Annotated in this window: 12 protein-coding genes; 5 read left to right on the top strand and 7 right to left on the bottom strand. The window is 36.9% G+C overall.

The window, feature by feature from the left end:
- The first annotated feature begins 37 nt into the window (after window positions 1-37).
- A complete protein-coding gene (locus AC3A54_RS01380) occupies window positions 38-1,963 on the top strand; it encodes an ATP-dependent DNA helicase (protein WP_487653111.1) in 1,926 nt (641 codons plus the stop codon).
- A gap of 47 nt (window positions 1,964-2,010) precedes the next feature.
- Here the strand turns inward: AC3A54_RS01380 and AC3A54_RS01375 are convergent, their stop codons facing one another.
- From AC3A54_RS01375 to AC3A54_RS01355, 5 genes are read right to left on the bottom strand one after another with little or no spacing between them, the layout of a single operon-like run.
- A complete protein-coding gene (locus tag AC3A54_RS01375) occupies window positions 2,011-2,310 on the bottom strand; it encodes a metal-sulfur cluster assembly factor (RefSeq protein ID WP_487653110.1) in 300 nt (99 codons plus the stop codon).
- 13 nt (window positions 2,311-2,323) lie between these two features.
- Window positions 2,324-3,568: a hypothetical protein gene (locus tag AC3A54_RS01370; protein ID WP_487653109.1), complete on the bottom strand. Its 1,245-nt coding sequence runs from the start codon at window positions 3,566-3,568 to the stop codon at window positions 2,324-2,326.
- A gap of 14 nt (window positions 3,569-3,582) precedes the next feature.
- A complete protein-coding gene (locus AC3A54_RS01365; protein ID WP_308083426.1) occupies window positions 3,583-3,789 on the bottom strand; it encodes a DUF2249 domain-containing protein in 207 nt (68 codons plus the stop codon).
- Window positions 3,790-3,837: 48 nt separating this feature from the next.
- Complete coding sequence (locus AC3A54_RS01360) at window positions 3,838-4,071, bottom strand: DUF2249 domain-containing protein (protein ID WP_309861234.1); 234 nt, start codon at window positions 4,069-4,071, stop codon at window positions 3,838-3,840.
- A 20-nt stretch (window positions 4,072-4,091) separates the two neighbouring features.
- On the bottom strand, window positions 4,092-4,784 hold the full coding sequence (locus tag AC3A54_RS01355) for a Crp/Fnr family transcriptional regulator (protein WP_487653108.1): 693 nt from the start codon (window positions 4,782-4,784) through the stop codon (window positions 4,092-4,094).
- A 214-nt stretch (window positions 4,785-4,998) separates the two neighbouring features.
- Between AC3A54_RS01355 and AC3A54_RS01350 the strand changes: the two genes are divergently transcribed.
- From AC3A54_RS01350 to AC3A54_RS01335, 4 genes are all read left to right on the top strand, one after another.
- Window positions 4,999-7,362, top strand: a complete 2,364-nt coding sequence (locus tag AC3A54_RS01350) for a nitric-oxide reductase large subunit (protein WP_487653107.1) — start codon at window positions 4,999-5,001, stop codon at window positions 7,360-7,362.
- Window positions 7,363-7,660: 298 nt separating this feature from the next.
- The gene (locus AC3A54_RS01345; RefSeq protein WP_374121041.1) at window positions 7,661-7,897 is read left to right on the top strand and encodes a DUF2249 domain-containing protein; all 237 of its coding nucleotides are present in this window, start codon (window positions 7,661-7,663) and stop codon (window positions 7,895-7,897) included.
- 209 nt (window positions 7,898-8,106) lie between these two features.
- Window positions 8,107-9,615 carry a carboxypeptidase M32 gene (locus tag AC3A54_RS01340; RefSeq protein WP_487653106.1) on the top strand — a complete coding sequence of 503 codons (1,509 nt, stop codon included), beginning with the start codon at window positions 8,107-8,109 and terminating at the stop codon, window positions 9,613-9,615.
- Window positions 9,612-10,523, top strand: a complete 912-nt coding sequence (locus AC3A54_RS01335) for a DMT family transporter (RefSeq protein WP_487653105.1) — start codon at window positions 9,612-9,614, stop codon at window positions 10,521-10,523. Before AC3A54_RS01340 ends, AC3A54_RS01335 begins: the two co-directional genes overlap by 4 nt.
- A 27-nt stretch (window positions 10,524-10,550) precedes the next feature.
- Here AC3A54_RS01335 and AC3A54_RS01330 read toward each other — a convergent pair whose 3' ends face one another.
- Together AC3A54_RS01330 and AC3A54_RS01325 are read right to left on the bottom strand one after the other, a co-directional pair.
- On the bottom strand, window positions 10,551-12,218 hold the full coding sequence (locus tag AC3A54_RS01330) for a b(o/a)3-type cytochrome-c oxidase subunit 1 (RefSeq protein WP_308083432.1): 1,668 nt from the start codon (window positions 12,216-12,218) through the stop codon (window positions 10,551-10,553).
- Entirely contained in the window at window positions 12,218-12,694 is a 477-nt protein-coding gene (locus AC3A54_RS01325; protein ID WP_308083433.1) for a cytochrome c oxidase subunit II, read from the bottom strand. Before AC3A54_RS01325 ends, AC3A54_RS01330 begins: the two co-directional genes overlap by 1 nt.
- Window positions 12,695-12,707 lie beyond the last annotated feature (13 nt).

The following is a 12,707-nucleotide window of genomic DNA, read 5'->3' as shown; positions in this document are numbered from 1 at the left end:
TCTAATAGAGGCGCTCTTCTTTTTTTGGAGGGATATTATGCAAAATCGGATGCCGTTTGAAATCTCAAAAACAGAATCCTTTTATGACAAATTAAGTGAATGGATTGGCGATTTATTTTATGATATATTGCCAGAAGCTGGATTTGAATTAAGGGATGAGCAAATTTTCATGGCTTTTCAACTAGAAAAAGCGTTCAAGGACAAAAAAATAATGTTTGCTGAAGCCGGTGTAGGAACAGGAAAAACGATTGTTTATTTACTTTACTCGATTATGTACGCTCGGTATACCAATAGACCTGCAGTGATTGCTTGTGCAGATGAAACATTGATTGAACAGCTTGTGAAAAAAGAGGGCGACATTGCGAAACTGGAAAAAGTACTTGGATTAAATATCGATGTTCGCTTGGCAAAATCAAGGGATCAGTATTTATGTTTAAAGAAGCTTGATCAAGTGAGGAATAATGACTTTTCAGATGATATTTCTGAAATCTATGAGAAATTACCTGATTTTGTTCACACAGGAAGCTCGATGCAAGCGTTTGAGAAATATGGTGACAGAAGGGAGTTTCCAAGTCTTTCTGATGACAAATGGAGTAATGTTAATTGGGATTCCCTACAGGATTGTTTTTCCTGTGAAAAACGCCATCGATGTGGTCTGACATTACACCGTGAATATTATCGTCATTCAACAGATCTAATTATCTGTTCCCATGATTTTTATATGGAACACGTTTGGACGAAAGAATCACGAAAACGAGAAGGACAGCTCCCATTATTACCTGAACATTCATCTGTTGTTTTTGATGAAGGACACTTACTTGAATATGCCGCACAAAAGGCATTAAGTTACCGCTTTACCGATTACACTTTGGAAACACTGTTAACTAGGTTAATGGAAAACGAAGTACGTGAAAAGACATTGTATACGATTGATGAGGCTTTACTAGAGAATGAAGCATTTTTTAACACCATTTCACAATTTTCCTCTCAATCAATAGGCTCAGAAAAACAAATAATTACTAAACATCCATTAGTAATGAAATCTTGTAGAAAACTACTCTCGACTCTTCAAGCGCTTGAGGAAGAGTTGGTTTTTGAAAGTGAATTATATGTAATTAATGAATATGACTTAAGAATTGTAGAGGAGTATTTAGAACAAATTACGTACTCATTATCACTTTTTCTACAAGAATTAAACGGAATTACTTGGTTTGAAGAGAACAGGGGTGAAAGGACACTTGTCATTATGCCAAAAATGGTTGAAGAAGTGATGAGAGAAGAGGTATTTTCACAGAAGAAACCGTTTATTTTCTCTTCAGCAACACTGGCTAATCAAAAGTCCTTTGATTATATTGCTAAAAGTCTTGGTGTACAAGACTACCTGTCATTTTCTGTTTCATCGCCATTTGATTATGATGAAAAAATGAAAATCTATCTCCCGCGGTTTTCAACTGGCAATTTTGTTGAAAAAACAAAATACCTTGTAAAAATGATTCAGAAAACCGAGGGTCGTGCACTTATCCTTTTAAATAATAAAGAAGAACTGACCTACTTGAAAAGTAAGCTATTAGGGGCTGTTCCATATCCAATTTATTTTGAAGGAGATGAAGAAATAAGTACGCTTGTTTCCAAGTTTCAAAATGAAGAGCAGGCAATTCTATGTTCTATTCATCTTTGGGAAGGACTTGACATCCCAGGAAGATCACTTGAAAACGTGTTTATCTATTCCCTACCATATCCACCTAATGACCCTGTTTTTACTGCAAAAAGAGAAGGAGTTGCTCATCCATTTGAAGAGGTGGACTTACCTTATATGCTCCTTCGCCTGCGTCAGGGAATAGGACGTTTAATCAGGAGTGAAACTGATGAGGGATTAGTCCACATCCTATTAGATGAAGACATCGATTCTGAGGTACTACAAAAAGTTAAGAATGCATTGCCTACCGAAGCAAAAGAACAATAAAAACGAAAAAAGCGGAAGCCGCCAATTTTGGCGCTTCCGCTTTTCTTTTAACGTCCTAATTGCTTTAGACCTTCTGGTGTCATTTTTTCTGGGGACCATGCTGGTTCCCAAACAAGATTAACTTCCACATTTCTTGTTTCTTCCAGTCCTTGAACACAATATCTGACACCTGTTGTGATGCTATCATGCAACGGGCAGCCAGGTGTTGTTAATGTCATGGTAATGATAACATCAGCTTCATCAGAAACTTCAACATTATATATTAATCCAAGGTCAACCACATTGATATTTAATTCTGGATCGTAGACACTTTTTAATGCTGCTAGGACTTTTTCTTTTACATTCATGATGTACACCTCACTATTTTTTTAGAACGCTTAAAATACTAACTGCAAATACAATAAATACCACCGACAAAATCATCTGGCCAATAGTAAAAAGAATCGTTACTTTTAATACAAAAGAAACAAAGATCACTAATACTGAAAGAATGAAAAACAAGAAGAGAGGAACAACAATCTTCTCATTCATCATGTCCTTTAAGGAAGGGACCGCTTTTTTTCCAATTTCCTTACTATATTTATAGGTCCACCACAGGAATGGAACGATTTTGTAGAGATATCCGATTATGCTCAGGACAACCCATAAAAATAAATAGCAATAAATGAATGGACCAGCAAGAGTGGTTATGGATTTTGTCCATACTAGGATGAATGCAGCTAAATGTAGGATATTCCCTAATCCGATCGCAACTAATGCAAATGTAAAAGGCTTATCCAGCTTCTTTTTCAATCGCTTTTTTATAATAATGCTTATATGATAACTAAAAACGGAAAATCCTGCTAACAGTAAAAAGAACCCCATTTTTAAAAGAATATGATTATCCATAAAGAAGGAAGTCAATAAAGTGACAAGACCTCCAGTATAAAGCCCATAAACAAATCTAGCATGTATCATTGGGAATCCGTGGGATAGGGAAAACATAGGTACCATTTTATAAGAAAATCCAAAAATTAGTAATGTAAACCAACCGGTTACGCCCAGTAATAAATGACTTTTAAAAATAGATTGATAATAGGCAGCACCAAAACCTGTTTTCAGGCTATAAATCATTGTAATTCCCAAGATGATAGTAATAAATAAACAAACTAATGCTGTGCCAACAAATGCTGTAAGAATATTCGGCTTTGCTTGTTTTTTTAATGTCATGTACATTTGAAATAAAAACATCATTATTCCCAATAGTGTAAGGCTTCCAGGGATCAAGGCATTTTGCGGTGCCCAATATAACATACCAGAAAAGGACAGAATTCCTGATGCTGTGATAGCAAATTGAATAAAACCGAACTTTTCACTCCATATTTTTGTTAAAAATGCTACAGGTACTAGCTGATACATAGCGCCCATTGCGGCCATCAATGCCCATCCTAAGACTAATAAATGAGCAGAAGACCAGATTGCAGGAATTCTAAAGCTTCCAGCTGTCAACATGTGACCATTTATTAATAGTATCAATTGGGAAAGAACCAATGCAATCAAACTAAAAAAGATAAAGGAAATAGGAAGCTTAATATTAGTTTCACTTCCCATAGATTGAGGAAGCATACATGATCACCTACTTACCGGAAGATTTCAATCTTGAAACTTCCGTCATTTTGTTGTTCTGTTCGTTGCTTGTAGCCCAATTCTTCCAACTGTTCGTATAGAAACATGGGTCTTCTATCATTTATTATTGTTAAAACCTCATTTTCATTCAATGTTTCTAAAGCGGCTAACGTTCTCATCATTGGCTGTGGGGGTTCTAACCCCCGATTATCTAATATCACAGTATTCACCTTCCATGTCCTAAAATTCTTTACTTTATCGCTCTTTATTCATCTTGTTTTTGTAAAGGTTATTTTCCAGTGTTTTTTATCAATTTCCTCTTCCTCATGGGTAAAACCTTTTGCCTTTAGTACGCTGAAAAGTGGAACTGGTTTAAACGGGGCATGTAGGATAAAGAGATCATTTGTTTTACACTCCTTAACGGCCTCCATAATCTTTTGGAAAGGTTCCAATTTATTTTTTAAATCCTCGCGGACATCAAGTTCAATAATTCGTTGTTCCATTTATGACAACTCCTCTAATTTTAATAGAATAATTCCTGTTGAAGTGCTTCACGGTCGATTAAGTAATATCCCTCATCGTCCTGAATGACGTATTCTTTCTTTTTAACTTGATTTATTGTGCGGCTTACGGTTTCCCTAGAAGTACCAATCATATTGGCTAATTCTCTATTCGTAAATTGAGTGGTAAACCGATATCGATCTCCAACCTTATCACCGTTAGTTTTGCATAATCTAATAAGTAATAAAATGATCTGTTCATATGTGTTATGAAGTACTTGCGCTTCCAACCTTCCTTGAAGGTCTACAATTTTTTCCCCTAACACTTTAAAAAGTTTAATGCAGAGCTCAGGATAGGAAATTAATATTTCTTCAAACTTGTCTATAGGAATTACCACTAAATGAGCATCTTCCATAACTTCCGCGTGTGCGGGAAAATTACCTTTTCTGAAAAATCCAGCATGTGGAAACATCTCTCCAGGTTCGAGAACGGATATGATTTGTTCTTTCCCAGCTTGGTCTGTCTTATAGATTTTAATTTTTCCACTATGAATAAAGAAGACTCTATCAAGTGGATCATCTTGCATGAAAACATACATCTTATGTTTATAAAATCGGGTTTGTGCAATTTTTACGATGGGTTCAAGTTCTTGTGTACATAATTCCTTGAAGATTGGAACCTCGGACAGTCTTCTGATAATATCCACTTGCTTCATTTAACATCACCTTCATATTAGTAATTCAACTTAGCTTCATTGTAGCAAGGATTTCACACTGGATATGTGACCTCCGTCATAGCTAGAGATCTTTTTGAAAATAATTCTCGGTTGCGTGATAAATATCACAGGGGTAGGATGAGGCGCTTCACTTTGTGAGATGGCTATCAAAGTTACAATACGAGTGTAAAGAAACATGAGAGGATGAAAGGGAATGGAAATTCAGCGGGGAACACAGGCAAAAAAAGTGGTAAAGGCAAATAAAAATGCCTTGTTGAAGTCCACATTAATTATTACCATTTTACTTAGTTTCACTGTCTTATTAGCGGGAGGCTATTGGATATTTAAGGAACAGGCCCCTAGACCAATAGAGGTAACCAATGAAAAAGGAGAGGTATTATTTACAAAAGACTCCATAATGGGTGGTCAGGCAGTTTTCCAAAAATATGGCTTAATGGATTATGGAACGGTTTTAGGACATGGATCTTACATGGGTCCAGATTATACAGCGGAAGCTTTAAAAATCTATACAGAAGGTATGCAGGATTTTAAAGCTAATGAAGATTATGGCAAAGATTATTCGAAATTAAATGCAGATGAAAAAGTCATTATTAAAAATAAAGTAATTAAAGAAATGCGCAAAAATAGATATGACAGCAGCAAAGATACAATGGAGCTAACAAATGCTCAAGCTTTTGGACTTGAGAAAGTGAGAGCCTACTATAAAGATATCTTTACAAAGGGTGACGGCTGGGGATTAAAGGCAAACCTTATTAAAGAAAAGGATATACCTGCTAAGGATCGTGCCTATGTTGCAAAGGGTGATCAGATTACCCAGATTTCAGACTTCTTCTTTTGGACGGCTTGGCTTTCAAGTACAGTACGTGAAGGTGATAAAATCACCTATACAAATAACTGGCCATACTATGAAGACGCTGGAAATCAATTATCCTTCTCTGCTATTTGGTGGAGCGGTGCAAGTGTAACCATACTTATTTTAATGATTGGTATTATTCTTTATTTATTCTACCGTTATCAGTTTGGTATGCAAGAGGCTTATAAAGAAGGCAAGTTTCCACAAATTGATTTACGTAAAATGCCAGTGACAAATTCACAAGTAAAATCAGGGAAATATTTTACCATCGTATCTGTCTTATTCTTCGTTCAGTGTATGTTTGGTGCGTTACTTGCTCACTATTATATTGAACCTGATACATTCTTTGGAATTAAGTGGATCCATGATATTCTTCCATTTAACATCACTAAAGGCTATCACTTACAACTTGCAATATTCTGGATTGCAACAGCATGGCTAGGTATGGGGATTTATGTAGCTCCATTAGTCGGTGGTTATGAGCCTAAGAAACAAGGCTTATTGGTAGATATTTTATTCTGGGCTCTTGTTGTGCTTGTAGGCGGCAGTATGGTTGGAGAATGGCTTGGAGCAAATGGATATTTAGGAAATCAATGGTTCTTATTCGGTCACACTGGTTGGGAATATATTGAACTCGGCCGCGTATGGCAGCTCATATTAATTGTTGGTATGTTGATTTGGTTGTTCATTGTATTTAGAGGTGTTAAAGCAGGTCTAAAGCGTGAGACAGATCGGGGCGGACTTATCCACCTATTATTCTACTCAGCTATAGCTGTACCGGCATTCTATATCTTTGCATTATTTATCAATCCTGGTACTAGCTTCACATTCGCAGATTATTGGCGCTGGTGGATTATTCACTTATGGGTAGAAGGTATTTTTGAAGTTTTTGCAGTAGTTGTCATTGGTTTCTTAATGGTTCAATTAGGTCTAGTAACCAAGAAATCAACCGTAAGACAATTATACTTCCAATTAATCCTGCTTTTAGGCAGCGGTGTAATCGGTATTGGTCACCACTATTACTATAACGGTTCTGCAGAAGTATGGTTAGGACTTGGTGCTGTTTTCTCAGCGTTAGAAGTTATCCCATTAACCTTGTTAATCCTTGAAGCATATGAGCAATACAAAATGATGCGTGAGGGTGGAGTTGATTTCCCTTATAAAGGAACCTTCTGGTTCTTAATCTCTGTCGCAGTTTGGAACTTGGTTGGTGCAGGTGTACTTGGATTCTTAATAAACTTACCAGCAGTAAGCTATTTTGAACACGGACAATTCTTAACACCAACACACGGTCATGCATCAATGATGGGTGTATACGGAATGTTTGCAGTAGCAGTTCTATTGTATTCACTAAGAAACATTGTTAAGCCAGAGGCTTGGAATGATAAATGGATTAAAGTTAGCTGTGTATTATTAAATATCGGTCTTGCAGGTATGGTATTCCTATCATTACTACCAGTTGGTTTCATTCAAATTAAAGAAGCCTTCTATCATGGTTATGCAGCAAGCCGCTCTGCATCATTCCTTCAAAAGGATATCGTACAAACTCTACTAACATGGCGTGCGGTACCTGACACCATTTTCCTTATTGGTGTGTTAATTTTAGTAATATTCTGTATAAAGGCACTCTTTAACTTACGTAAACCAACTCATAAGGAAGAAGAAAAGCTTCCTGTTAAAGACCTTTCTATCGACGAAGAGTAATTAGGGAATCCGCAAAGTTTAACTTTGCGGATTTTCTATTTCCTGTAACAGATTTTGGTAACATTCAAAACAAAGTATTTCATTGTTTTCTGTATGGATGCCGTTAAAAAAGCCATCTAAACAGTATATATTCTTGTTGCAGCACTTGCATGAGCCTACTAATTCCTTCATTTTTCTAACCTCCTAACTAAGGAAAGAGTATTAATAAAATCATTTCTTGGGTGTGATAAGATGCACTAAAAATGAGAAAAGGATTTCTTATAATGAAATAGAAGTAAACAAAATATAAGGAGTGATAATGTTGCAAACGTATGCAAAAGTAATCCATGTGCCAGACTACCCACCACGTGAAAAGCATCCAACAATCTTTAACGGATTTGATGAGCTATCATCAGGAGAAACCATGATGATTGTTAACGACCATGATCCGAGACCACTTTTATACCAGTTCATGATGGAGAGACCTGAACAATTTTCTTGGGAATACCTAGAAGAGGGTCCTGAAACATGGAAGGTTGCAATCAGTAAAAAGTAAGTTAGGAATTTACACCTTTGAATTTTCCAGGCTGCTTAACTCTTTCTAATCATTTTACGTTTGAATATTTAATTTTCAGTTTTTTCCCTATGAATATATTTTACAACAGAAAACTCTTTCTGTTGTTTTTTTTATCATTATTAATCTCAAAAGGCCAACTTTTCAGAATTATATGGTAAAATTTAAACGTTATGAAAGGGGGCAATGCTGTGAGTACAAAGACTATTCAAATAGAAAAAGAGTTTTTGGATTATGTGAAAAAAATGACTGCCTATCATGAGGCACTTGGCGTTATTTATTGGGATTTAAGAACAGGAGCTCCCAAACAGGGGGTAGAACAGCGGTCAGAAGTAATCGGTATGTTATCTTCGGAAGTATTTAAAATGTCTACTTCTGAAGAAATGGCTGCTTACATAGCAAGTTTATCAAAAGCTGAAGTAGATGATAAAACAAGAAAAATTCTTGAAGAGTGCAAAAAAGAGTATGAACGTAATAAAAAAATTCCAGCGGAAGAATACAAAGAGTTTGTGATCCTCCAATCCAAAGCTGAGAGTATATGGGAGGAAGCGAAAGAGAAAGCTGATTTTGCTATGTTTAGCCCGTATTTAGAAAAACTGGTAGAGATGACAAGAAGGTTTATTAGTTACTGGGGGCATACGGAAAAGAGATATGATGTTTTATTAGACATGTATGAACCAGGGTTGACGACAGAGGTACTGGATGATGTATTTGGTAAACTCAGAGAGAGGATTGTTCCTTTAGTGAAGAAAATCTCTGAAGCCGATAATAAGCCAACAACAGATTTTCTTTTTAAATCCTTTAAAAAGAAAAAGCAACGTGAATTCAGCTTAGAAATTCTGGCAAAGATGGGCTATAACTTTCAGGCTGGAAGGCTGGATGAAACCGTTCATCCATTTGCGATTGGGCTGAATCCTGGGGATGTCCGTGTCACTACAAAGTATGATGAAAATGACTTTCGGACAGCTATATTTGGCACCATTCATGAGGGGGGCCACGCCTTATACGAACAAAACTTTTCAAAAGAATTAATCGGTACGCCTCTATGTTCTGCTGCATCCATGGGTATTCACGAATCCCAATCCCTATTCTACGAAAATATTGTTGGTAGAAGCCTTCCATTTTGGAAAAATAACTTTGACTGCCTAAAAAAATACGCAGATGGGCAATTTGATCAAGTAGATAGTGAAAGATTTTACAGAGCTATTAATGAATCTAAACCATCCCTTATTAGAATCGAAGCAGACGAATTAACTTATCCGCTTCATATCATTATTCGTTATGAAATTGAAAAAGGCTTATTTGATGGTTCCATGCAAGTGAAGGATCTGCCTCAGATTTGGAATGATATGTATGAACAGTACTTGGGAATTGTTCCGAAGAATGATGGGGAGGGTATTCTCCAGGATGTTCACTGGGCGGGAGGAAGCTTTGGATATTTCCCTTCCTATGCATTAGGATATATGTATGCTGCGCAATTTAAGCATAAGATGATTGAGGAAATCCCTCATTTTAACCAATTGGTAGAAGAAGGGGATTTGCTGCCGATTAAAGAGTGGTTAACGAAAAATATTCATCAATACGGAAAATTAAAGAAACCTCTTGAAATTCTAAGAGATGTTACAGGTGAGGGCTTAAATGCAGAGTATTTAATTGAGTATCTCATTGATAAATATCAAAAGGTATATCAATTGCAGTGAAAAAGCTCCTTCCGATTATTTTCATTTCTAGTAGTGCTGCATTATGGGGGATTATTGCCATATTTGTTAGAAAGCTAACCGAATTAGGTTTTACACCGATGGAGATTGTCACAGTAAGGGTAGTGACTGCAGCAGTATTGCTTGGAATCCTTGGTATCAGTAAATATTCATCACAGATGAAAATCAAATGGATGGATCTTAAATTGTTTATAGGAACCGGCGTTTGCAGCATTGTGTTATTCAATTGGTGCTACTTTTCTGCAATCAATCAAATGAGTTTATCCATTGCTGTCATACTATTATATACAGCCCCTGTTTTTGTTACAGCTTTATCCTTTCTATTTTTAAAAGAGAAAATGGATACTGTAAAATTATTATCAGTCCTAGGGACAATTGCAGGGTGTGTAATGGTTGCAGGGGTAAACCTTCATGCGACAAGCTTTAGTTTTATCGGAATTTTAACAGGACTCGGGGCCGGCTTTGGATATGCCTTATATAGTATCTTTGGCAAATTTGCTTTAAAAAAATATCAACCCTTTACGGTCACTTTTTATACGTTTGTTATTGCTTCCATCACATTACTACCGTCAACAAATATTTGGGAAAAGGGTTCCTTACTGGTAAGTCATGAAGTTCTTCTATACGGGATTGGTTTGGGGCTTTTTCCAACGGTATTGGCTTATTTACTCTATACAAAAGGACTTGAAAAAATAGACACTAGTAAAGCTTCTATTATTGCAACGGTTGAACCTGTAGTAGCCACGCTGTTAAGCGTTTTTCTTTATCGGGAAGGGTTCAGTGTTACCCAGGGGATCGGTACCTCCTTGATTCTATTATCAGTTTTGCAAGTTAATCGGTCAAAAAATAATCCAAACCAAATATGCAAAAAAAAGGCTTCAATCCAATGATTGAAGCCTTTTCTACTATTATTTATACTACCATTTACTCCAAGTTTGGAATCCTTTCGATCCGGGTGGTGCATTTTGAATGATATCAATAAACGGTATGGTGTAAGCAAAAAGAATTAAAGCAGCTGTAATACCAAGCCATAGTTTCCAGTTTTCAAATACCATTGGCGCTTTTTCTTCCGGACGTTCTGCTTCACCAACTGGGAATTCTTCTTCTCCCTTTGGAGCAAAGAATGCTAGATTGATAAAGATAATTAGCACTAAGATAATACCTAAGAAAAGGATGGAGCCACCAACTGCTTGAGCAATTTGGTAAGGAATCCACTCTGCCGCTTGCTTCGCACCACCATAGGTTGAGAAGGAAGAGCGTCGTGGGCCACCAAGTAAACCTTGTGCATGCATGGAAGTTGACATGAAGGCCATTCCAATTGTCCATACCCAGCCTTGAATAATACCTAGTTTATTCATTGCTTTTGTTAATTTACGTCCTGTTAAATGCGGTACTAACCAGTAGGAGATTCCAAAAAATGTTAACGCAACAGATGTTGCTACCGTTAAGTGGAAATGGCCTGTTACCCATATAGTATTATGAACTACCTGGTCCATCTGGTTTGAAGCGTTAATAATACCACCAGCACCAGCTGGGATAAAAACAGCCATACCGATAAATGGAACGATAAAACGAGCATCACCCCATGGTAGAACTCTGAACCAGCCAAAAAGACCAGTTGCGCCTTTTGAACGGCCATATCTCTCAAAGGTTGCAAATAAAGAGAAAGCTGTCATTAATGATGGGATAATAACCATGAATGTTAAAATTACTTGTAAGAATTTCCATGCTGGATCAATTCCAGGTTCGGTTAATTGGTGGTGAAAACCTACCGGTATAGAGAAAAGCAAGAACAAAATAAAAGATAAACGAGCTAAGGAATCGGAGAAAATTTTCCCACCGATAATTTTTGGGATAATGGCATACCAACACATATAAGCGGGTAATAACCAGAAATAAACTAATGGATGACCAAAATACCAGAACAATGTACGGCTGACTAAAACATCAACAGTATCCACTAAGCCAAGTGACCAAGGCAGTAATTGGAATAAAACGGTTGCAGCAACACCTAATGTAGCCACAATCCAAAGAACAGTATTCACTACAGCCATAAAGCTTAATAAAGGACTTGGCTGTCCTGGATTATTCTTACGCCATTTTGCATAGGTCAGAATCTGAGCAGAACCATCAATCCAGCTTCCAACAACTACAAAGGTTAAGCCCAAATAAAAAATCCAGTGTGCTTTTAGTGGAGCATAGAACGTATAAAGAACAGATGCTTCTTTAAGCAAAACCATTGTTGCAGCCATTAATGTACCGATCAACATGACCCAAAAGCCAATCCAGCCGGTACGTCTTGCTGCTGGGGAATGTCCTCCAGTTGTTCTGCTTACCGCAGCATATTGAAATCCCATAATAAAGAAAGTGGTTAAAACAAGTCCCATTAATACTCCGTGGACAGTTAAAACTTGATAATAATCGATTCCCCAAGGAAGTTCCCATTTACCAGAACGAACGAGGGTTTGGAGAAGTCCCATCAAACCACCAAGAGCAAGAGCGGAGAAGGCGACAAAAAAGTGTGCCATCGAAAGCTTTGCATCACGTGGGTCAACTTTTACTTTTACAGCTGTATTGTTAACCATTATTTTACCACCTCAATCTTTGAACTCATTAGATGGTGTCCAGCACCACAATATTCATTACACACAATTAGATATTCGCCAGCCTTGTCAAAGGTTGTCGTATATTCACTGACATAACCAGGTTCAAGCATCATATTAATATTAGTTCCAGCTACTTCGAATCCATGAACAACATCTGTTGTTGTTGCAATGACCCTTACTTTCGCACCTAGTGGCACTTTTACTTGCACAGGATTAAATGAGAAGGCTGAAGCCACATACACTAATTCATAGTCCCATTCTTTCCCTTCAACTTTGTGAAGGCCTGGCTCTGTAAATGGTTTTGTTTGATTGACCTTCTCAGGATTAATAGTAGTTAAACAACTAGGTGGTTTGTTACCTAGATAAAAAGCACTAACGCCAATGGTGACCAAAAATACTACAAGGGCACCTATTCCAAATGCGAGCCATATTTTTTCAAATTTATGCATATGCATTATCTTTTTCCCC

Source organism: Neobacillus sp. Soil_C_43 (assembly GCF_057656715.1).
Note: the sequence above shows the minus strand (reverse complement) of the source record. Positions and strands in the feature narration are given on the sequence as shown.

What these genes read in the sequence shown, in the direction of transcription:
- AC3A54_RS01380 (WP_487653111.1), top strand. Translation starts at nt 38, where the DNA reads ATGCAAAATCGGATGCCGTTTGAAATCTCAAAAACAGAATCCTTTTAT.
- AC3A54_RS01375 (WP_487653110.1), bottom strand. Translation starts at nt 2,310, where the DNA reads ATGAATGTAAAAGAAAAAGTCCTAGCAGCATTAAAAAGTGTCTACGAT.
- AC3A54_RS01370 (WP_487653109.1), bottom strand. Translation starts at nt 3,568, where the DNA reads ATGCTTCCTCAATCTATGGGAAGTGAAACTAATATTAAGCTTCCTATT.
- AC3A54_RS01360 (WP_309861234.1), bottom strand. Translation starts at nt 4,071, where the DNA reads ATGGAACAACGAATTATTGAACTTGATGTCCGCGAGGATTTAAAAAAT.
- AC3A54_RS01355 (WP_487653108.1), bottom strand. Translation starts at nt 4,784, where the DNA reads ATGAAGCAAGTGGATATTATCAGAAGACTGTCCGAGGTTCCAATCTTC.
- AC3A54_RS01350 (WP_487653107.1), top strand. Translation starts at nt 4,999, where the DNA reads ATGGAAATTCAGCGGGGAACACAGGCAAAAAAAGTGGTAAAGGCAAAT.
- AC3A54_RS01345 (WP_374121041.1), top strand. Translation starts at nt 7,661, where the DNA reads ATGTTGCAAACGTATGCAAAAGTAATCCATGTGCCAGACTACCCACCA.
- AC3A54_RS01330 (WP_308083432.1), bottom strand. Translation starts at nt 12,218, where the DNA reads ATGGTTAACAATACAGCTGTAAAAGTAAAAGTTGACCCACGTGATGCA.
- AC3A54_RS01325 (WP_308083433.1), bottom strand. Translation starts at nt 12,694, where the DNA reads ATGCATATGCATAAATTTGAAAAAATATGGCTCGCATTTGGAATAGGT.